Genomic DNA, 23260 nt, shown 5'->3' on the forward strand with positions numbered 1-23260 from the left:
AAAAAATGTTGAATTATGATTTTTTCAGATTTATTTTCAGTAATTTACCCTCATTATTGCCTCAATTGCGGATGTATTTTGGGGCGTAATGAATCGTTCTTGTGTTTTGCGTGCCGAGGTAACCTACCCGAAACAACCTTACATCTGCAAAAAGAAAACCGAATCATAAAACGATTTTATGGGCAATGCGATTTAACCTGTGCCACAGCCCTTTTCTATTTTCATAAAAACAGTGCCGTACAGCATTTAATCCACGAACTGAAATACAAAGGCAAAGAAGAAATCGGGCAATGGTTAGGAAAATGGCTGGGCGAAAAAATCAAAACCGTAAACGAATTTCAAAAAACAGACGTTGTAATTCCGGTTCCTTTACATAAAGAAAAGTTAAAAAAACGAGGATACAACCAAGTTGCCCGTTTTGCGCAAGAATTGGCTCGAATTTTGCAGGCAACCTATCTTGATGACGTACTTATCAAAATTAAAACCAATTCAACCCAAACGAAAAAAGACGTATGGAGGCGGTTTAATGACAGTAAAAACATTTTTTCCATACAAAATCAAAAAAAAATTGAAAATAAAAACATTTTGCTGGTTGATGATATAATTACCACAGGTTCAACCATTGAGAGCTGTTACAACCAACTAACAAAAGCCCCAAACACAAAAATAGGCATTGCTTCAATGGCATATTCTTTGCTTAACCATTAAACCTTTTATCTGTGGAAGCGTCTAACCAAGTAACAAAATAATAATTTATAAATTTTAAAATTCAAACAGATGAAAAACACTTTAAAGTTAGTCACAGCAGCGTTCTGTATGTTCGTATTTAGTTCTAATGTTCAAGCAATTACCTTAGACCAAGAAGTTAAAGTTGAACAAAGTGAACCAAAGCAAGAAAAAAAATGTTGTAAATCAAAAAAATCTTGTAACAAAGACAAAAAATCTTGCAGTAAAGATAAAGGAGATAAAATGTAATTTTTCTTGTTTGTAAATGTAAAAACTCGGCGTAAAGTCGAGTTTTTTGTTTGTAATTAACCCTCTTTTATGTTTTCTGTCGTATATTTGCAGGTTGAAAAAATACAACTAAAAATCCCTTATTTCAAATTTAATATCCGTGAAAACGTTACTAAACCTATTTGCTGAAAACAAACTTTATGACAAGCTACTCACTTCAATCAAAACCAATAAACAACTATCTATCAGTGGTTTAACAGGTTCAGCTTTATCGTTTGCCATTGCCAGTATTTTTCAATCTGCTCGGCGAAACCTGTTTGTAATGCTTTCCGATAAGGAGGAAGCCGCTTATTTTTTGAACGATTTGGAGGGTTTGCTCGGCGATGAAAACGTAGTTTTCTTTCCCGATAGTTATCGTCGTCCGTATCAAATTGAGGACACCGACAACGCCAACGTATTGCTGCGTGCCGAAGTGCTGAACCGATTAGGCTCATCCGCAAAGCCTTTGGTGGTCGTTACCTATCCCGAAGCTCTTTTTGAAAAAGTTATCACACGCAAACAGTTAGAAAAGAACACGTTAAAAATGAAAAAAGGCGATTCGCTCACCTTGGACTTCCTCAACGAAATGCTTTTCGCTTATCATTTCAACCGAACCGATTTCGTAACCGAACCCGGCGAATTTTCCGTGCGGGGCGGAATCGTCGATGTGTTTTCCTTCTCAAACAACGAACCGTATCGGATTGAGTTTTTCGGCAATGAGATTGACAGCATTCGGTGTTTTGACGTTGAAAGTCAGCTTTCTACCAAACAACTTTCGCAAATTACCATCATTCCGAATGTGGAAAACAAGGAAGTGGAGGAAGTCCGCCAATCCATTTTGGAATATATTTCCGCAGAAACGCTCATTATCGCCAAAGATATAGACGGATTTCAACCAAAAATCGATAAATTATTCCAAAAATCGGAAGAAATTCATCAAAAACTTTCGCAGGAAGTCAAACATCTTCCGCCGCAAATGCTTTTCTGCCAAAGCGACGAACTTTTACGGCAATTCAGCGGATTTCAAACGATTTTCACGGGCGTAAATTCCGTTTTTCCTGCCGAAAACATTGCGTTTCACACTTCACCCCAGCCGTCTTTCAACAAACAATTCGAGCTGTTAATCAGTTATTTAAACGAAAAATACGAAGAAGGCTACACTAATTATATTATCTGCTCTACCGAGCAACAGGCAAAGCGTTTTGACGATATTTTCGGCGAGATAGAACAAAAAGTGCATTACCAAACCGCCATCTTGTCGCTCCACAGCGGATTTTCGGATAACGACAACAAAATCAACCTATTTACCGACCATCAGATTTTTGAGCGGTATCATAAATTCCACCTAAAAAACGGATATGCCAAAAAGCAAGCCATCACACTAAAAGAACTCACGCAACTCACTGTGGGCGATTACGTTACGCATATCGACCACGGTATCGGGAAGTTCGCAGGCTTGCAAAAAATCGAGGTGGAAGGCAAAATGCAGGAAGCCATCAAACTCATCTACGGCGACCGCGACGTGCTGTTTGTCAGCATTCATTCCCTGCACAAAATCACGAAATACAACGGCAAAGACGGCAAACCGCCCAAGATTTACAAACTCGGCTCCAATGCGTGGAAAGCCCTGAAACAGAAAACGAAAGCCCGCGTTAAAGAAATCGCCTTCAACCTCATTCAGCTTTACGCCAAACGCAAGGAAGCCAGCGGTTTTGCCTTCGCTCACGACAGTTATTTACAGAACGAATTGGAAGCTTCGTTTTTGTACGAAGACACGCCCGACCAAAGCAAAGCCACTGCCGAGGTCAAAGCCGATATGGAAAGCCCCAAACCGATGGACAGGCTCGTGTGTGGCGACGTTGGTTTCGGGAAGACGGAAGTTGCCATTCGTGCCGCTTTCAAGGCGGTCGATAACGGCAAACAAGTGGCGGTGCTTGTACCGACAACCATTCTGGCGTTCCAACATTATCAGACGTTTAGCCAACGAATGAAAGATTTCCCCGTTCGGGTGGATTATCTGAATCGCTTCCGCACGGCGAAGGAAAAGAAAGCCATTTTGGACGAACTCGCCAAAGGATCGCTCGACATCATCATCGGTACGCATCAAATCGTAAATGAAAGCGTGAAACACAAGGATTTAGGGCTTTTAATCGTTGATGAAGAACAGAAATTCGGCGTGGGCGTAAAAGACAAACTCAAAACGCTGAAAGAAAACCTTGACGTACTGACACTTACGGCAACGCCCATTCCGCGTACGTTGCAATTCAGCTTGATGGCGGCTCGCGACCTTTCCGTTATAAATACGCCTCCGCCAAATCGTTATCCGATTGATAGCCAAGTAATTCATTTTAACGAAGAAATAATCCGCGATGCCGTGGCATATGAAATTCAGCGGGGCGGACAAGTATTTTTCATCAATAATCGGGTGGAAAACATTCGCGAAGTGGCAGGAATGCTGCAAAGGCTCGTTCCCGATGCCAGAATCGCTGTCGGACACGGGCAAATGGACGGCAAAAAACTCGAAGAAACGATGCTTGCCTTTATGGACGGGGCGTACGACGTTTTGGTTGCCACGACCATCATCGAAAGCGGGTTGGACGTGCCCAATGCCAACACCATATTTATTAACAACGCCCATAATTTCGGGCTTTCCGACCTGCACCAAATGCGTGGGCGTGTGGGGAGAAGCAACAAAAAAGCCTTCTGTTATTTCATCACGCCTCCGTTTGTGGCGATGAGCGACGATGCCCGCAAACGCATTCAGGCGATTGCTCAATTTTCCGATTTGGGAAGCGGATTTAACATTGCGATGAAAGACCTCGAAATACGCGGGGCGGGCGACCTGCTCGGCGGTGAACAAAGCGGATTTATTAACGAAATCGGGTTTGAAACCTATCAGAAAATTTTGCAGGAAGCCATCGTAGAGCTGAAAGAAAACGAGTTTGCCGACCTCTATCAAACCAAAGAAGAAGACAAATCCTACCTTACTGACACCCAAATTGATAGCGATTTTGAGCTTCTGTTCCCCGACACCTACGTAAATCGGGTGGCGGAACGTTTAAATCTTTATAACGAGCTGAGTAACATCACTTCGGAAGCACAATTGGCGATTTACGAAAGAAATTTGATTGACCGTTTCGGGCAGTTGCCTCCGCAGGCGGTGGATTTGTTAGGAAGCGTACGCCTGAAATGGATTGCCACCAAAATGGGCATCGAAAAATTGGTGATGAAAAACGGCAAAATGACGGGTTATTTTATTTCCGACCAAGAAAGTCCGTTTTATCAAAGTCCGCGGTTTTATAAAATCTTGCAATTCGTGCAACGCCACCCCGACCGATGCAAAATGCAGGAAAAAGAAACCCGCAACGGACTGCGACTACTGCTTCACTTCGAGCGAGTTACCAGCGTAAATCAAGCACTGAAACTAATGCAATTGGTTGCAAATGAATAAATTTTATTAGTGAACAATATGCAATTGAAAGTGAACATTTTTCTTTAAGTAGTATTACATAAAAACAATAAAACACCTAGTTTTCAATCTGTTGTAAGCAATCATAACTTTTTATATCTTTATCAAAAAACAAAACCTATGTATATTTATAATTTAACTTTCGTAATTGACAATCAACTTCACAATCAATGGCTTGAATGGTTTGAAAAAGAATATCTCCCAAGCCTTAAAACTTCAAAACTGGTCAGTCAGGTAAGGGTTTTTAAAGTTCTAACCACTCAACCCGAGCCTACATACGCCATACACCACCAAACGGAATCGCCACAGCAGCTTCTTAGCTTTACACAAGAGGATATTCCGCGGGTACAAAGCAGGTGTTTTCAGTTATTTGGAGACAAAGTACTTACATTTGGCACACAACTGAAAGAAGTTTCGCTAAAATAAATCGAACTCAATAAAATAAATATAAAACCACATCATAAAAATAACAAACCGCTATGGAAACCGTAAAAGCTAAAAAATATCTGGGGCAACATTTCTTAAAAGACCTTAATATTGCTCAAAAAATAGCCGAGACCCTCTCACTTTCCGGATATAGTAAGGTGTTAGAAATCGGTCCCGGAATGGGCGTACTCACTCAATTTCTGTTACGAAAAGAAACTGAAACGCACGTCATTGAAATTGATAAAGAATCGGTTGGGTATTTGCAAAAAAACTTCCCGAGTTTGCAAAACCGAATCATTAGCGGTGATTTTTTAAAGTTCGACATTCTGTCATACTTCCAAAGTGAGCCTTTCGCCGTGATTGGTAACTTTCCGTACAATATTTCTTCGCAAATCGTATTCAGAACCTTAGAATTACGCGATTATATTCCCGAATTTAGCGGTATGTTTCAAAAAGAAGTAGCCGAACGCATCTGTGAAAAACCCGGAACCAAAACATACGGCATCCTTTCTGTGCTGACACAAGCCTTTTATGAAGCAGAATACCTGTTCACCGTGTCAGAAAACGTGTTTAATCCGCCGCCAAAAGTAAAAAGTGGCGTGTTACGACTGCAAAGAAAAGAAAATTACCGCCTTGACTGCGATGAAAAAAAGTTTTTTTCCGTTGTAAAAACTGCATTTAATCAAAGAAGAAAAACGCTTCGTAACAGCTTGAAACAATACTTGACTAACGAAGAAACAAAACAGCATAAAATCTTTGACAAGCGTCCTGAACAACTATCGTGGCAAGATTTTATCCATATCACCCAGATGATAAGTGAATAGAAATACTCAAAAAAGACATTTTACTAAGCAAAAACACATACAAACCAAGCAAAAAAGACACTTTATCAAACGATAATCCATCAGAAATAAATAAAAAAGATGTGGTATTACACAAAAAAGACATTAAAATAAATAAAAATCCATTGGCAGTATCGAAAAAATACAATTAATTTCTTAAAAATATATTCGTATTACCAAAAAAGGAATAGTAACTATTTAAAAAAATACACCTAATTTAATAAAATCCTTTATATTTTTTCTTTTAGAGCAAAATTATAAGAAGTGCTGAATATCTATTTATATTCAGCACTTCTTTCTTTTTATTAAAAAATTTCAACTGAAAAATAATCTACACTTTTTCTTCAAAAAATAAAATTTTTGAAGAAAAATTTGCTTTGTATTATTTTATTACGTACTTTTACCGCGTGAAAATTTTTCAAGAATAAAATAAAATTAGTAACAACCCTAAAAATACGTAATTATGGTAAAAAAAATGAACTTCAAACAAGAACATTATACGGCAGTAGCTGACTTTATTGCTGTTAGTTTTGAGAGAGATTTAGCCGATTTTTCCAAAACATTCAAAACAATGAATGAATCATATTTAGAAACCTTTAAACAAGCAATTGAAGTAGCTAAAAATTCGGTTGCACCAACAGAATTGGTTGTAAAACGAAAGCAAACAACAAAAAATCTGCACGAAAAAGCAAAAGAATTAAGTGATATTCTTGTATTTTTGAAAAAATATGCACAACGAGCATCAGTTGATGCACCTAAATTACAAGAAACAATTACCTATCTGAAGACAAAGAATATAGAAGGTGCTATAAAATCATTGCGTGATATACTTCCGTACTTCATTAGCATTCAAGAATCGTTGGTTGATATGCCTGAAAACTTTTTAGATAAAATACCACCGCTTGTTACTGCTATTGAAGGACTTAATACAGAACAAAACAAATATACGAATGAAGTAAAAAAGATGAGTAATGAGCGAAAACCCATTTATAAAAACCTTTATAAGTATATAAGTGAAATTGCAGATGCCGGTAAAATAATTTACAAAGACAGTTATAAAAAGTCAGAGTACACGATTTCAAAGTTACTTGCACGTGTTCAAAGCAAAGTGTAAAAAAGTAGTCATAACACTTTATAAATCTTCCTTTCAGAAGAAATAAATATAATAAAATAGATTTTTATTAGCATATAAATAATAAAAATCAGCATATTAATGCTTTCTATTATTCTTTAAAATAGGAATAGAAATAGATATACTATTAAAACCATTCAATTAAACTAACAGACCGTATGGCAACATTTAAACTCACAGATGAACTTATCGAGCAGATTAAATTATTAATCAATGAGGAGCGAAACAAGGAATTGGAGTCGCTTTTAAATGATATGCACTACGCTGATATTGCAGAGATTATACACGAATTGCATATCAAAGAGGCGATTTATATTATCCGACTGCTCGATACGGAAAAGACATCAGACGTTATTACGGAGTTAGATGAAGATTTCAGGGACAAAATCCTTGAAAATATGTCCGCAAAAGAGATTGCCGATGAGTTAATAGAGCTTGACACGGACGATGCAGTAGATATTATCTCAGAACTTCCTGAAAAACGGAAGACAGAGGTCATTTCATATATCGAAGACGTCGAGCACGCTAAGGATATCGTTGATTTACTTCGGTATGATGACGATACGGCAGGGGGATTGATGGCAAAAGAATTGGTACGGGTCAATGAGAATTGGAATGTATTAAAATGCGTAAAGGAAATGCGCGAACAAGCTGAATTTGTGAAGCGTGTACATTCTATTTACGTTGTTGATGATAATGATGTATTAAAAGGGCGTTTATCACTGAAAGATTTACTAACAACATCAACGCGTTCAAATATCAAAGACATCTATATACCAAAGGTAGATTACGTTTATGTAAACGATACAGCGGAAGATGTAGCCCGAATAATGGCAAAATATGACTTAGAGGCGATTCCGGTAGTCGATGAGATGAAACGGTTAGTCGGACGAATTACTATTGATGACATAGTGGACGTTATTAAGGAAGAAGCAGAGAAAGATTACCAATTAGCAGCCGGTATTACCAATGATGTAGAAGCCGATGACAGTATATGGAAGCTAACGAAAGCACGACTGCCGTGGTTACTTATCGGAATGTTCGGCGGATTGGGAGCAGCAAGTATTATTAATGGATTTCAAGGTGCTATGGAACGATTTCCGGTGCTTTTGATATTCATACCACTCATTCAAGCAACAGCAGGAAACGTTGGGGTGCAGTCATCAGCCATTGTGGTTCAAGGACTTGCTAATGATTCCATCGATGGAGAAATATGGAGCCGGTTGTTCAAAGAATTCCTTTTGGGTTTAATAAACGGACTTGCTATTGCCGGTGTAGTGATTCTTGTTAGTCATTTTGCCTTCCAAACCAGTTATTTAATCAGCCTGACTGTAGCAATAGCCTTAGTTACCGTGATTATCAATGCCGCAGTTATCGGAACATTCATTCCTATTTTTTTACATAAACGAGGTGTTGACCCGGCGGTTGCCACAGGTCCATTTATCACTACAAGTAATGATGTATTAGGAATTCTGATTTACTTTTCAATTGCAAAAATTGTATTAGGATTTTAAAAAAGTAAGTATTTATAATTATTTGATAATATTTTAGTTTAAAGTAGTATTTATTATTCTGTCAGCAGTCTATTTTTAAGAAGATAGATTACTTAAAAAAGAAATTATTTTAATAAGAAAACTAATTTGATTTACTATTTTTAGGAAATAATTATAATATATTACTAAAAAACTAAGCAAACTATAAAAGGTTTTAACTAAGAATTATTATTAGTAAACACTTTTAAGTTTGCACTTTTATATAAAAACTTCTTACCATAATTAATTAACTATTGAACATTTTCTCCAAAAATGATGTTTCAAGTGTTCGTTCCACTTAGTTGATTTGTAAAAATTTCCGCTTAAAAAAGGCAAACAACTGAATGATAAGCAACTTCTGCGTATCTTTACTTCTTTTCTTTGGTGCTTTCAATTAAAATTTCTACTTTTGCAAGTTGAAAATCAAAACAACATCATCATAAAATGGCTACAACCAAATATATTTTCGTAACGGGCGGCGTGTCGTCTTCATTAGGAAAAGGAATCATTGCGGCTTCCCTTGCCAAACTCTTGCAAGCCCGAGGCTATCGTGTTACAATTCAGAAGTTTGACCCGTACATTAACGTTGATCCCGGTACGCTCAATCCGTACGAACACGGCGAATGTTTTGTAACCGAAGACGGTGCCGAAACCGACCTTGATTTGGGGCATTACGAGCGTTTTTTAAACGTGCATACTTCGCAGGCGAACAACGTAACCACAGGGCGTATCTATCAGAGTGTCATCGAAAAAGAACGTCGTGGCGAGTTTTTAGGAAAAACCGTGCAAGTGGTTCCGCACATCACTAATGAAATCAAACAGCGAATGCAAATTTTGGGGCAAACCGGTGATTATGACATTGTTATCACGGAAATAGGCGGAACGGTGGGCGACATTGAATCGCTTCCATACATCGAATCGGTTCGTCAGTTGTTGTGGGATTTGGGCGAAAATAACGCAATGGTGGTGCATTTGACTTTGGTTCCGTTTTTGGCAGCTGCCGGTGAACTCAAAACCAAACCAACTCAACACAGTGTTAAAACCTTGATGGAGAGTGGAATAAAAGCCGATGTTTTGGTTTGCCGCACCGAACACGAGCTTTCAGACGACTTGCGTTACAAATTGGCACTTTTCTGTAACGTAAAACGCGAAGCTGTCATTCAATCTATCGATGCTTCAACGATTTACGACGTACCGAATATGATGCTTTTGGAAGGTTTGGACAGAGTGGCGCTGAAAAAATTGGCTCTTCCGGACAAAAAAGAACCCGATTTAACGCAATGGAACGCCTTTTTGCAACGACATAAAAACCCGAAAAATCGCGTAAAAATCGGATTGGTGGGCAAATACGTGGAATTGCAAGATTCGTACAAATCCATTTTGGAAGCGTTCATTCACGCAGGGGCGGAAAACGAGGTAAAAGTGGAAGTGGAAAGTATTCATTCTGAGCATCTTGACAAAGAAAATATCAAAGGAAAATTAGGTCATTTGGACGGCGTTTTGGTAGCTCCGGGCTTCGGAAATCGGGGAATTGAAGGCAAAATCGAAGCGATTCGTTTTGTACGAGAAAATAAAATTCCGTTTTTAGGGATTTGTTTAGGAATGCAAATGGCGGTTATTGAATTTGCCAGAAATAAAGCTAACTTGCTGAATGCCAATTCCACAGAAATGAATCAAGATACGGAATTTCCCGTTATCAGCTTGATGGAAAATCAGAAAAACATCACGCACAAAGGCGGAACGATGCGTTTAGGAGCTTGGGATTGTAAATTGCTAAAAAACAGTAATATATACAGCGCTTACGAAACAGAACAGATTTCGGAACGTCATCGTCATCGTTACGAGTTTAACAACGATTTTAAAGAGATTCTGGAAAAAGCCGGCTTGCGATGCACGGGCGTAAATCCGGAAACCAATTTAGTGGAAGTGATTGAAATTCAAGAACATCCTTGGTTTGTAGGCGTGCAATATCACCCTGAATACAAAAGTACGGTTGCCAATCCGCACCCGCTTTTTGTGGCATTCGTGAAGGCAGCTTTGAAGCACAAATTAGGTAAAAAATAATGCGATTTTCTGTTTTTTCAGAAATACACCATTTAATTAATAAATACAAAATAAATTCAACAAGATAAATGGAAGAAAAAAAAATAGACTTTAAAACCATTTTGGGATTTGTCCTTATTTTTGGGCTACTGATGTGGGTGATGTACAACAACCAACCAACACCCGAAGAACTGGCAAAGCAAAAAGCTGAAAGAGAACGCGTTGAAGCTGAAAAAGCGAAACAAAATACAACCATCGCAACGCAAAATACAACTACTTTTCAAAACATTCCGACTGACTCGGTGGCGTTGGCAAATTATAAATCATCGTTAGGTGCGTTTGCCTATTCGGCGAGTTTGCCTTCTGCCAAAGACGAAGTTACCGTTTTGGAAAACAAAGACATTAAGCTGACAATCAGCAATAAAGGAGGAAAAATTCAAGAAGTTTTCCTAAAAGAATTCAAAACCTACGACAAAAAATCGTTATTTTTGATTAAAGACCAAAACGCTTCTTTTTCGTTGAATTTCACCACTTCACAAAATCAAAATCTGAATACGAAAGATTTATATTTTCAGCCGTCAGTTTCAGAAAATGGCGGAAATAAAATGGTTTCAATGAAACTCAAAACTTCTGAAAATCAGTATTTAGAATATGTTTACACGCTTCCTTCCGAAGGCTATATGCTTGATTTTGTAGTGCGTTCGCAAGGATTTTCAAACGTGCTTGATACCTCAAAATCAATTACGTTGGATTGGGGACTCAAAGCCCGCCGAATGGAAAAAAGTGTTACGTACGAAAATCGATATACGCAATTAACCGCTATGTATGAGGGCGATAAGGTAAACCGAATGAGCGAAGGAGGCGATGATGATGAAGAAAATACCAACGTGAAATGGGTGGCTTTCAAGCAACATTTGTTTTCTTCTATTTTGATTTCGGACAAACCTTTTGAAAACGGAAAATTCACTTCCAAAAATTTGGTGAAAGACGAAGGAAAAGAAGTGAAATTCACCAAAGAATATTTAGCTCAAATCCCGATTGCGGCGAAAGGTGGCGACATTAACGAATCGTTACATTTATATTTCGGACCAAGTGATTATCAAGTTCTTAAAAAATACGAACAATATAATTTAACGGATTTAATTCCGCTGGGTTGGGGCATATTCGGCTGGTTGAACAAATGGTTGTTTATTCCGTTGTTTGATTTTCTGTCGAGTTATTTCTCTATCGGGCTGTGTATCATCTTGATGACTATCATCGTTCGGGTGTTGCTTTCGCCGATGGTTTACAAATCGTACATTTCACAGGCAAAAATGAAAGTTTTACGCCCCGAAATCAACGAAATTAACGAAAAATACAAAGAACCAATGAAACGCCAGCAAGAAACAATGGAGCTGTACCGCAAAGCCGGCGTAAGTCCGCTAAGTGGTTGTGTTCCAGCGCTGTTACAATTACCCGTTTTCTTGGCGTTATTTAATTTCTTCCCGACGGAATTCGGTTTGCGACAAAAAGCCTTCCTTTGGGCAGACGACCTTTCATCGTACGATGCGGTTTTTGAACTTCCGTTCTCGATTCCGTTTTACGGCAGTCATTTTAGTTTGTTTCCGTTCTTGGCATCGGTAGCGATTTTGATTTATTCACTAATGACAATGTCACAAACGATGCAGCAGCAGCAACCGGGAATGCCCAATATGAAGTTTTTGATTTACCTCTCGCCCATAATGATGTTGTTCTTCTTTAACAATTATGCCAGCGGACTGAGTTTATATTATTTCGTATCAAACTTACTGACTATCTTTATTATGTTGGCTATCAAGCATTGGATTATTGACGAGAAAAAAATCCACGCACAGATTGAGGAAAACAAGAAAAAACCTAAAAAAGAGAGTAATTTTCAGCGAAAAATGCGTGAAATGATGGAACAAGCCGAAGCACAACGCAAGGCGCAACAAAAACGCTAATTGAAAATACATAAAACGCCGGTTGATTAACACAAAAAGTGGTGGAAGCTAATAGTTTAACCAATTCAAATGTTTATCAACCGGCGTTTTTCCTTTAATCTATACAATGTTGTTTAAAAACTACTTTTAAGTGATTTATAATAAGAAGGATTAATATCAAAAAATCATTTGCAATTAAACAAAAAATAAATCGCCCCGCAAGAAAATTCTTGCGGGGCGATTTATTATATGTAAAAGAATTAAAATTACTTCACGCCGTGCATCCAACGGGTGATGAATGGACCCATTAGGAACAAAACAATCCCGCAACCAATGGCAATAAAACCTAACATCGTGAAGACAGACAATCCCTTATTGAGTGATTCTCCTTTAATTACGTTTGCAACAGATACACTTGCCGATTTTTCAACTAAATTCTCATAGTCGGCAAATGTAGCCACTTCCGTATTAACCTCGCTTCCTTTGAAAGAAAGAAATTCTTGCGTGGCAGACTTAATCATCTTCTGCTTTTTGATTCCGCTGTAACTTTCAGCTTCATCCAACGCCTCTTTTATCGTAACTACCGACTTGGCATATTGTTTCTGAGGATTTTTCTTATTAATCTCGTTAATAAAATTGTCTGACACTAAAACAGTTTCCACAGATTGACCTTCAAGCATTGTTTTAAATTCGTTTTCAGATAAAACAGCCTTCAAATCACTATCAATATCCGAATTTTGGAATGCATCGCTCTCTACAATTGTCTTTTCGTTCACCGTAGTGAGTTTTGAGATATGTTTTCCGCCTTGATGCGCGATGGAAGAGGATAAAAACCAGATTCCCATCATAAAAGCCACCATATGTTTTGGTGAAAGTTTGGTTACTAATGACAAACCTACGGGTGAAAGCGTTAATTCCCCAAGCGTATGTAATAAATACAAGAAAACCATAAATAAAGCAGGCACCATTCCTAATTTTGCATAGCCGCCGCCGAATTTAAGCACCAAGAAACCAAGCCCTAGCAAAAGCAAACCTGTTCCAAACTTGTACGGAGCAGCCGGCTCTTTGTTGAGATTTGATAACTTTATCCATATCCAAGAAAAAACAGGCGCGAAAAGCATTATAAACAACGGGTTAAATGATTGAAAGAAAGTTGTTTTTATTCCAACCCCGAAGATTGTTTTATCAACGTTGCGTGCAGTGAATAGATTCAGTGCCGAACCAGCCAACTCAAAGAACGTCCAGAATATCGTGGTGAACAACAAAAGGATTACAACCACCCAAATACGTTGTTTGGCAACCAATTCCATTTTACCGGCTTGGAATAATAAATATCCGATGATGATAACAGCCAAACCGCCCAACATATAATCCACAACATCGTTATATTGAATTAAAATCCACGAAATAATCACTAAGGCAACGATGGCTGCATACGGAAGCACGCTGTTAGGCACGCCGCTAACCACATTTTTAACCGGTTTTTCATCGGGGGTTAATCCCACATTCTCAAAAATAGTTGTTTTACTGGCAAAGAAGAATATAATGTAGCCCAGTAACATCCCTACACCGGCTGCTAAGAATCCATATTGCCAACCTTCATTCTCCCCAATAGCGCCACAGGTTAAAGGAGCCAAGAATGCACCCATATTTATCCCCATATAGAATAAAGTGAACGCCCCGTCACGTCGTTTGTCGCCGTCGGCATAAAAACGACCAATCATTGAAGAGATATTCGGTTTGAAAAAACCATTTCCGACAACCAATAAAGCCAATCCGATGAAGAAAGTAGTTTGATTGTTCATAAATAAAGTAAATTGCCCCGCTGCCATTAGTATAGCACCGATAACAATGGCCTTTCTAAACCCGATTAACTTATCGGCGAAGTATCCGCCAAGTATTGGCGTTAAGTAAACTAATGCACCGTAGGCTCCGTAAATTCCAAAAGCCTTGGCATCATCAAACTGGAAGCCCCCATCAACCAAATTGGCGGTCATATACAATATAAGTAACGCCCGCATACCGTAGTAACTGAAACGTTCCCACAGTTCCACCATAAAAAGTGTAAAAAGAGCTTTGGGATGTATTTTACGGTTCGAGAAAATAACAAACCCGACCCACAACGCGACTCCAAGCCACGCTATTAACATTAATTTGTAATCTGGATTTAACATATAGTACTTAGTATTAATTTAATTTATTTTTGAATTGAATTCCTTTTGTCGTGTAATAATTGTTTTATTTCAGGAGTTTTAAGTATGACAACCTTATCATCACGCATCACAACGAGCTTACCGTTATTTTTAATTTTTTCTTTTAACAAACGTACGTAAGCAAGTTCCAATCCCTTTTGAATTTTGGTTTTCATTTCCTGAAAATGGGTGTTTTGCTCATTCATCATTATACAATTTTAAATTATTGAATTTATCAATATCATTTACTTTTAATTTCCCTTCACTACTTTCAGCAAGAAGACAAGGTTCAGCATATGAATTATCAAAAATCAAAGCACTATTTACTATGGGTAAATAGATTTTAAACAGATTTTGTATATTTTCGTGATACTAAAATAAAAACCCCATAAAAATCACCTATAAAAACTACTATTTTACGCCTTTTTCTTTTAAAGCTCGGTTGAGCGACTTCAAAATGGCTAAACCTATCAGCGTTGCTACTAACAACAGACCACAATTCACCCAAAAGAAGTACGATTTATGCTCATATCCGTACCACATACCCGCAAGCACGCCCGAGAGTTTGTTGCCTATCGCCGTGGAAAGGAAAAAACCGCCCATCATCAGTGCCGTAATGCGTGGAGGCGATAACTTCGATACGAGAGACAATCCCATTGGCGACAAACAAAGTTCCCCCACCGTGATAACACCGTAAGCAGCCACCAACCATAATGCCGAAGCCTTGACCATTCCGTTATCCGAAGCATATACAGCTGCTACCATCACCAAACAGCTTAAAGCGGAGATAAACATACCCAATACAATCTTCGCGGGAGTTGTCGGCTCCTTATCTTTCCTGCGTAAGAACATAAAAAAGCCTACTACAAGCGGTGTTAAAACAATTACCCAAAACGGATTAATTGATTGGAACAATTCCGGATTGTATAAAAACACTTTTTCGGTTGGATTTGCCTCCAACATAGCCTTTTGCTCCTGCGGAATATTTCTAAAATAGATGTCTTTACCTATTTCCTTCTGTGGTTTGCCTGCTTCGTCCTTCATTATTCTGTATTCCGAATCATAAAGCGTTGTTTCCTTGTCCTGATAATCCTTTACTTCCACGAGGTAAATACTTTCCATCGGTTTTTCAATCGATGCAGGCACGCTTCGGTCGGTATAGTACTTCGCCCAAGTGGTTAGCACCGTGCCATTTTGTTTAAATACCGCCCAGAACATCAAACTCACGGCGAAAATAGCCAACAATGCCCCGATAGGTCTTTTGTCGGTTGAACTTGCCCGCACATAGAGCGAAACGTAAAAGAAAATCACCGGAACACAAGCAAATATAAAGGCATCAGTGCTATCGCTTCCAAAAATATTGCCTTCAATCACCCAACCAATTGCCCCCATAACAACAGCAGGTAAAAATACCTTCACAAGAACCGAAGTTATGGTTGTATCGCCTTGCTGTACGGGTTTTAAAACATTTGCGTGCAAAATGTGCTTACGCCCCATCGTAAAGATAAACAATCCTAAAAACATTCCGATACCTGCGGTTATGAATGCTTCACTCCACCCGAATTTGTTACGCATAAAGGCAGCAATGATATTGCATACAAAAGCGCCAATGTTTATTCCCATATAAAAGATATTGTATCCGGCATCTTTGTTATCACGATAAGGCTCTTCCGAATATAAATTCCCCAGTAGGGTAGATATACTCGGCTTGAAAAACCCATTTCCTATGATAATTAAACCCATTGAGGCATAAAACAACGGAAGTTCCTTAAAAACTCCTAACCCTATGTATCCGAGCCCCATCAATGCACCACCGATATAAATTGCTTTGACATATCCTAAAATCCTATCGGCTAAAAATCCGCCTAAAAAGGGTGTTAAGTACGTAAGTGCAATGAACGTTCCGAAAATATCATACGCATTTTTATCGTCAATTTCCAACCCCCCCGTTAATTTGGGGTCAATCATATACAATACAAAGATTCCGAGCATTAAATAATACCCGAATCGCTCCCACATTTCCGTGAAAAAGAGATAAAATAACCCCTTGGGATGTTTTCTGTTATCTGTCATAGTATGTAATATTTATTAGTTATTTAGTTATCAGCTGTTTTTCAAAGCATTTTACCCGCTGAACTTTGACAAAGTTTTAAACTTTGTCAAAGTTATCAGGTAAACATTTTAAAATAGTAAATTTTTAAATATAAAACAGCTTTTTTCTATCAAACACGATACATATTCTTTAACCTTTGGCAGCTTTTACAAATTCATTCAGGTTGTTGTACAAAGAAACCCACGCATCTGCATCAAACATCAGCGTGACAAGGTCTAAAAAGCGACGTAAATCACGCTCCAATTCCTTGCGTTGCTTTGTTGCGGAGGTTTTTTCACGAAGTTCAGCATTGGCTTGCGCTTGCTGGTTGAAATGCATCTTAAACTCTTCGTGTTTTACCTTCATTGTTTCAAAAGCAGTTTCAAGCGCCAAGTTTTTTATGTACTCTTGGTTCTCAGCGGACGAAAGTGCTTCAATGAGTTTCCCTAACTGGATGGTTTGTTCAGCATACGAAAGCTGATCTTGTTTCAAACCAAACAATTTAAACTGCTCGTAGAGCGCAACAGCATCATTATAGTTCGGAACAGATGAAACACGCGTGTAACCTGATAAAAACACCTTCATATCAGAAAAAGCTTTGTCGCGTTCTTTATTAGCTTGCGCCACAGTTTTTCCCTTTCCGCTGAATGCTTGTTTAGATACCGAAGGGTAATACTTTTCATACGAAGCTTCTAATTTAGTCATAAACAAATGTCTTTTCGCTTCGTTAATGTCTGATTTCTTTACAGCCTCAATAATTCGTTCGGCAAGGGCTGCTAAATCCTTTGTTGATAATTTTCTGTAATTTAATCTCATATTTTATATGTTTTTAGTTTAGAAATTAATTACTTATAGTTTGTTTAATATTTGTTTCCCTATTTTAATTGTTTCGCTCAATGTAATTAGTTTGTTTTACTAAATTTAACCAATAACATCAAGTGAATTCTGTTTATATTATAACTTTAAAATTATTTCATCTTGTGAAGTAAATTTAAAATCTAAAAATAAACTTATTTCATTTACTGCAATCAGCTTGATTTGTTAATTTAAATTTATTTCGTCAAGTGCAATGGGTTTATTTTATTATTTTAAAACAATTGCATCGTACGTAATTTGTTTAATTCGTAATTTTATAAAAATACACTTGCTGATTTTAGCTAAAATCATAAAATTACATTACAGAACTTAAAAAAGTACATACACTGCAATCGGTTGATTTTGGTTGTACTCTAAATTTTTTCCAAAGGTATAAAAAAAATATTGTTTTACGCAAGAAAAAATGAATATTTTTTTATTTGCATCTTATTTTTCTGTTTTTTTTTATAATCTCCACACTGGTAGGGGCGTATTGCATACGTCCGCTAAAGTATTTCATCGGTGTTTAGGGCGTATACAATACGCCCCTACGTTAATTACGTTGTATTGCTTCAAAATATTGATAATTTTTTAAAGCTTTTCCAACAGATAATCCGTCATCTTTTGATAAAGTTGCAATCTTGTGTAACCACCGTAAATACCGTGGTCTTTATCCGGATATATCAGCCAGTCAAAACGTTTGTTTAGATGAACGAGTTGGTTAATCAGCACCATAGCGTTTTGAACGTGCACGTTGTCATCGGCTGTTCCGTGAATGAGTAAATAGTTTCCTTTCAGTTTTTTAGCGTGTGTGATAGGCGAATTATTGTCATAGCCCGACGGGTTTTCTTGCGGGGTTTGCATAAAGCGTTCCGTGTAAATGGTGTCGTAAAATCGCCACGAAGTTACCGGAGCTACCGCGATGGCTGTTTTAAAAATGTCGCCGGCTTGAAAAATACAGTTGGAGGACATAAATCCGCCAAAGCTCCAACCCCAAATCCCGACGCGATTTGCATCAATATACGGATAAGAAGCCAACAATTTGGCTGTATCGATTTGGTCTTGTACTTCGTATTTTCCCAATTCCTTGTAAGTACATTTTTTGAAGTCGTTGCCTTTGTAACCCGTTCCGCGACCGTCCACACAAGCCACGATATAGCCTTGTTGCACCAAGTGCATATGCCAGAAATCATTACTGTTAAGCCACGCATTCTTAACTTCTTGTGAACCCGGTCCTGAATATTGATACATCAACAGCGGATATTGTTTCTTCGGGTCAAAATCAGTCGGTTTTATCAGGTAAGTGTTTAATTTTTCGCCATTTATACTGAGTTCCAGAAATTCTTTTTTAGGAATATCGTAAGCGGAAATACGTTTGATGTAAGCCGAATTATTTACAATGTCTTTTACTTCTTTTCCGCTGCTGCTTTCGTTCAGCGTATAGTGAGGCGGTTTGTTTACGCTCGAAAATTGATTAATATATAAAGTGTAATCCGGACTGAACGTAGCGTTATTGGTTCCCACATTAACGGAAAGCTGTTTTTTGTTCTTGCCGCTGAGCAAAATGCTGTAAACGCCCCGATTGATTGAGCCGTTTTCGGTAGATTGATAGAAAATGCGTCCGCTTCGGGGGTCGTGTCCGTAAAATTGGGTTACTTCCCACTTGCCCTGCGTGATTTGTTTCTTTAATTTGCAGTTTTTATCATAATGATAGATGTGATTAAATCCGTCCTTTTCAGAAGTAAATAGAAAACTGTTGTCACTGAGGAACCTAAGATTATCGGAAACATCCACATAAGTGTTGCTTTTTTCATTTAAAACGGATTTAAACGAAAAATTTCGGGCATCGACCAAAATCAAGTTAAAATCATTTTGATGTCGGTTGAGGGTTTGCACACTAAGGAAGTTGGCATCGTTAGTCCATTGAAGGCGAGGAATATAGTATGCACCGATACCTATTTCACGCTGCTGATTTAAAGCCACGTCATACAAATGAAGGGAAACCTCGGCATTTTTTTCGCCCGCCTTAGGATATTTAAACACCTGCTGCTGCGGATACAATTCATTTGCGTAAATATCCATTGAAAATTCAGGGACGTCTTTTTCGTTGAACCGCAAGAAAGCGAGTTTTGTTCCGTCGGCATTCCAATCGAAGGCACGCACAAAACTAAATTCCTCTTCGTAAACCCAATCGGTGATTCCGTTAATGATTTCATTGCGTTTTCCGTCAGAAGTAATCTGAATTTCATTGCCATCTTCCAGCGAATAAATATACAGATTGTTCTGATAACCAAATGCAATTCGTTTTCCGTCAGGCGAGAAGACGGGTTCTTGTATTTTTTTGTTGCTAACTTTTCGCAGCTGATTGGTTGTAATGTTATACACGAAATAATCGGCTAAAAATGACCTTCTGTAAATCGATTCGCTTCGTGTGGCAATTAAAATTTGGTTTTCTGTTTTGTCAAACGTATAGCTGTGAATTTGCGCCACTTCGGGGAATTGATTTGCGTCAAAAAGTGTTTTAATTTTTTGCAAAGTAGCAAAATCATACACCCCGATTTGCTTCCCCGATGCCTCCACTACTGTATATCGGTTGGTGTTTTTCATCGCCGAGAGGTGTGTCATTCGCTCCGGATAAAAAGTTCCGCTCGCCCAGATGTCTTCCAAAGAAATCGGTTTGTTTTGTGCCTTTACGCCCGCCAAATAAACCGATAAAAAAAGTAAAATATAATAAACTTTGTTTCTCATTTTAGTTTACATTAACAATTTCAGTGGTCAATAATACTAATTTTTTTAATTCCGTTCTAATTTTTTTCGTTATAAATATAACATAATTCATACTTATCACTGAAATACAATCGTTTATAAATTGTTAAAGAAAGTAAAAAAATATTTTGATTTTTTTAGCATTTCGCTTTTATAAAAAACGTATCTTTGTGGCTTCGGAAAACGTCAAATCAAAATAATAATCATTATATGAGAAAAAAAATTGTTGCAGGAAATTGGAAAATGAACAATGACCTGAAAAAATCAACGGAATTAATTTCCGATTTGTTGAAAAAATTACCACAAACGCAAGCCGAAGTGATGGTTGCTCCCACTTTTGTGAATCTTATCCCCGCAGTGGAAGCCGCCAAAGGAAGCGCCGTTGAAGTGATTGCTCAAAATATGCACTTTGCTGAAAATGGGGCTTATACGGGCGAAATTTCGGCTGAAATGTTGCAATCAATCGGCGTGAAAACCGTTATTTTGGGGCATTCCGAGCGTCGTGCTTATTTCAACGAAACGGATGAATCGCTTGCCAAAAAAGCGGATACGGCCTTGAAACACAATATCCGAATGGTGTTCTGTATCGGAGAAGAATTGGCAGACAGAAAAGCCAACAATCACTTCAAAGTAGTTGAAAATCAGATTAAAAATGGATTGTTCCATTTGCCTGCCGATGCGTGGAAAAACATCGTTTTGGCCTACGAACCCGTTTGGGCAATCGGAACGGGCGAAACGGCTTCTCCCGAGCAGGCACAAGAAATGCACGCTTTTATCCGCAAAACGCTTGCTGATAAATACGGAAATGACGTAGCTAACAGTGTATCAATTCTTTACGGAGGAAGCGTAAAACCCGATAACGCCAAAGAAATCTTCGCAAAAGCCGATGTTGATGGCGGACTTATCGGAGGAGCATCACTCAAAGCAGACGATTTTATCGCAATTATTAACGGAATTTAATATTTTAGGGAATAGGGAATAGTGATTAGGCAATAGTTTATCCTGTTGCCTATTTCTTAATTTTGTGCTAAAAATTACAGTTATTAACGGAATTTAATTGTTTTAGGGAATAGTGATTAGGCAATAGTTTATTGTTGCCTACTGCCTATTGCCTATTGCCTAACTTTATGTTAAAAAACGATTTATTTTTAAGAGCCTTAAATGGCGAGGTGGTTGAGCGTCCGCCGGTGTGGATGATGCGTCAGGCGGGGCGTTATTTGCCCGAATTCAGAGCTTTACGCGACAAATACGACTTTTTTACGCGCTGCCGAGTGCCTGAACTGGCAGCGGAAATTACTGTGCAACCCATTGATATTGTGGGGACTGATGCGGCTATTTTATTTTCGGACATATTGGTAGTTCCGCAGGCGATGAACATCGAAGTGGAAATGAAATCGGGTGTGGGGCCGTGGCTTCCCAATCCGATTCGTTCTACCAAAGATGTTGAAAATGTGATAGTTCCTGACATTCACGAAACGCTGGGCTACGTAATGGACGGCATCAAACTTACCAAAGAAATGCTTGCCAATCGCGTTCCGCTTATCGGGTTTGCAGGTTCGCCGTGGACGATTTTCTGTTATGCGGTGGAAGGCAAAGGTTCGCGTGACTTCAACATTGCCAAGGAGTTATGCTTTACCGACCCGCAAACCGCACACCGATTGTTGCAAAAAATCACGGACACGACCATTTTATATCTGAAAGAAAAAGTAAAAGTAGGCGTTAATGCCGTTCAGATTTTCGACAGCTGGGGCGGTGTGCTTTCACCTGTTGATTATCAGGAGTTTTCGTGGAAATACATCAACCAAATTGTGGAAGCCTTGGCTCCGCTTACCAAGGTGATTGTCTTCGGGAAAGGCTGCTGGTTCGCACTGCCCGAAATGGCGAAATCCAAAGCCTCAGCGTTGGGTGTGGATTGGACTTGCACGCCGCAAATAGCCCGCGAACTCACGGGAGGAAAAATCACGCTACAAGGAAATTTCGACCCTTCGCGATTGCTTTCCCCACCCTCGGAAATCAAAAAAATGGTACACGAAATGATTGACAATTTCGGCAAAGACCGATACGTGGTGAATTTAGGTCACGGAATTTTGCCCAATATTCCTGTTGAAAATGCGAAAGCCTTTGTGGAGGCGGTGAAATCGTATCGATGATGAAGGCAATTACCAGTGTGCAAAATCCGCTTGTTAAGCGATTGATGTTGTTGCGTGAAAAATCTCGAAACCGCAAAAAAGAGGGCGTTTTTCTCATTGAAGGCATACGTGAAGTCGGGCTTGCCATTCAAGGAAATTATACTTTGGAAATGCTTCTTTTTCAGGAAGATATTTTTTCGGAAGAAAAGACAAACGACTTACTTTCAGCTTACAAACAAAACGTGGAAACAGTGCGAATTTCAAAAGAAGTTTACGAAAAACTTTCTTATCGCTCTTCCACCGAGGGGGTTATTGCCCTTGCCCAATCAAAATCGCACTTACTTGAAAATGTGAGTTTTAAATCAGAAAATCCATTGGTTTTAGTTGCCGAAGCTCCCGAAAAACCGGGCAATATCGGGGCTTTGTTACGTACGGCTGATGCGGCAGGCGTTGATGCAGTTTTGATTGCCAATCCTAAAACGGATTTGTACAACCCAAATATTATCCGTTCAAGCGTGGGTTGCGTTTTTACCAATTCGGTGGGAATGGGAACGACTTCCGAAATAATTTCTTTTCTGAAAGAAAAAAACATAAAAATATACTGCGCGGCACTTTCCGCTTCAAAACCCTACACGGAAGCGACTTTTAAAGAGGCTTCGGCGATTGTGGTAGGTACGGAAGATGAGGGACTTACGCAAGAATGGCTACAACATTCACATCAAAATATCATTATCCCGATGGAAGGCGTTATTGACTCGATGAACGTATCGGTTGCTGCCGCCGTTCTGATTTTTGAAGCGAAACGCCAACGAAAGGAATGATGTTTTTGTTTAGAGTTTAATTTATTAT

The 23260-nt window shown here is 38.5% G+C and carries 17 protein-coding genes; 12 read left to right on the forward strand and 5 right to left on the reverse strand.

Annotated features, from left to right (window positions below; translation table 11 throughout):
- Positions 1–15 precede the first annotated feature (15 nt).
- The 9 genes from Q4D72_RS00745 to yidC all read left to right on the forward strand — a co-directional run bounded on the left by Q4D72_RS00745 (position 16) and on the right by yidC (position 12398).
- Positions 16–708, forward strand: coding sequence for a ComF family protein (locus Q4D72_RS00745; protein WP_303075499.1), 693 nt, complete (start codon positions 16–18; stop codon positions 706–708).
- 69 nt (positions 709–777) lie between these two features.
- On the forward strand, positions 778–975 hold the full coding sequence (locus Q4D72_RS00750; RefSeq protein WP_303075500.1) for a hypothetical protein: 198 nt from the start codon (positions 778–780) through the stop codon (positions 973–975).
- Between the two features lie 139 nt (positions 976–1114).
- Positions 1115–4444, forward strand: coding sequence for a transcription-repair coupling factor (mfd, locus tag Q4D72_RS00755; protein WP_303075501.1), 3330 nt, complete (start codon positions 1115–1117; stop codon positions 4442–4444).
- Between the two features lie 138 nt (positions 4445–4582).
- Complete coding sequence (locus Q4D72_RS00760; RefSeq protein WP_303075502.1) at positions 4583–4888, forward strand: DUF4286 family protein; 306 nt, start codon at positions 4583–4585, stop codon at positions 4886–4888.
- A gap of 53 nt (positions 4889–4941) precedes the next feature.
- The gene (rsmA, locus tag Q4D72_RS00765; RefSeq protein WP_303075503.1) at positions 4942–5712 is read left to right on the forward strand and encodes a 16S rRNA (adenine(1518)-N(6)/adenine(1519)-N(6))-dimethyltransferase RsmA; all 771 of its coding nucleotides are present in this window, start codon (positions 4942–4944) and stop codon (positions 5710–5712) included.
- Between the two features lie 493 nt (positions 5713–6205).
- On the forward strand, positions 6206–6844 hold the full coding sequence (locus Q4D72_RS00770; RefSeq protein ID WP_303075504.1) for a hypothetical protein: 639 nt from the start codon (positions 6206–6208) through the stop codon (positions 6842–6844).
- Between the two features lie 176 nt (positions 6845–7020).
- Positions 7021–8376 (forward strand): magnesium transporter, encoded by a 1356-nt coding sequence (gene mgtE, locus Q4D72_RS00775; RefSeq protein ID WP_303075505.1) that lies wholly within the window; start codon positions 7021–7023, stop codon positions 8374–8376.
- 462 nt (positions 8377–8838) lie between these two features.
- Entirely contained in the window at positions 8839–10458 is a 1620-nt protein-coding gene (locus Q4D72_RS00780; protein WP_303075506.1) for a CTP synthase, read from the forward strand.
- 68 nt (positions 10459–10526) lie between these two features.
- Positions 10527–12398: a membrane protein insertase YidC gene (yidC, locus tag Q4D72_RS00785; protein ID WP_303075507.1), complete on the forward strand. Its 1872-nt coding sequence runs from the start codon at positions 10527–10529 to the stop codon at positions 12396–12398.
- A 245-nt stretch (positions 12399–12643) separates the two neighbouring features.
- On the opposite strand, the gene Q4D72_RS00790 is transcribed toward yidC, so the two are convergent.
- The 5 genes from Q4D72_RS00790 to Q4D72_RS00810 form a co-directional block, all read right to left on the reverse strand.
- Positions 12644–14551, reverse strand: a complete 1908-nt coding sequence (locus Q4D72_RS00790) for a peptide MFS transporter (protein WP_303075508.1) — start codon at positions 14549–14551, stop codon at positions 12644–12646.
- A gap of 23 nt (positions 14552–14574) precedes the next feature.
- Complete coding sequence (locus tag Q4D72_RS00795; RefSeq protein WP_303075509.1) at positions 14575–14745, reverse strand: hypothetical protein; 171 nt, start codon at positions 14743–14745, stop codon at positions 14575–14577.
- A 235-nt stretch (positions 14746–14980) separates the two neighbouring features.
- Positions 14981–16642, reverse strand: a complete 1662-nt coding sequence (locus tag Q4D72_RS00800; RefSeq protein ID WP_303075510.1) for a peptide MFS transporter — start codon at positions 16640–16642, stop codon at positions 14981–14983.
- 169 nt (positions 16643–16811) lie between these two features.
- Complete coding sequence (locus Q4D72_RS00805) at positions 16812–17477, reverse strand: DUF6261 family protein (protein WP_303075511.1); 666 nt, start codon at positions 17475–17477, stop codon at positions 16812–16814.
- 630 nt (positions 17478–18107) lie between these two features.
- Positions 18108–20264 carry a S9 family peptidase gene (locus tag Q4D72_RS00810; RefSeq protein ID WP_303075512.1) on the reverse strand — a complete coding sequence of 719 codons (2157 nt, stop codon included), beginning with the start codon at positions 20262–20264 and terminating at the stop codon, positions 18108–18110.
- 228 nt (positions 20265–20492) lie between these two features.
- Between Q4D72_RS00810 and tpiA the strand changes: the two genes are divergently transcribed.
- The 3 genes from tpiA (at position 20493) to Q4D72_RS00825 (ending at position 23232) form a co-directional block, all read left to right on the forward strand.
- On the forward strand, positions 20493–21242 hold the full coding sequence (tpiA, locus tag Q4D72_RS00815) for a triose-phosphate isomerase (RefSeq protein WP_303075513.1): 750 nt from the start codon (positions 20493–20495) through the stop codon (positions 21240–21242).
- 167 nt (positions 21243–21409) lie between these two features.
- Entirely contained in the window at positions 21410–22432 is a 1023-nt protein-coding gene (gene hemE, locus Q4D72_RS00820; protein ID WP_303075514.1) for a uroporphyrinogen decarboxylase, read from the forward strand.
- The gene (locus Q4D72_RS00825) at positions 22432–23232 is read left to right on the forward strand and encodes an RNA methyltransferase (protein ID WP_303075592.1); all 801 of its coding nucleotides are present in this window, start codon (positions 22432–22434) and stop codon (positions 23230–23232) included. The genes hemE and Q4D72_RS00825 overlap by 1 nt, the downstream gene beginning before the upstream one ends.
- The last annotated feature ends 28 nt before the right edge of the window (positions 23233–23260 follow it).

This window comes from Capnocytophaga sp. (assembly GCF_030532915.1).
Lineage (GTDB): Bacteria > Bacteroidota > Bacteroidia > Flavobacteriales > Flavobacteriaceae > Capnocytophaga.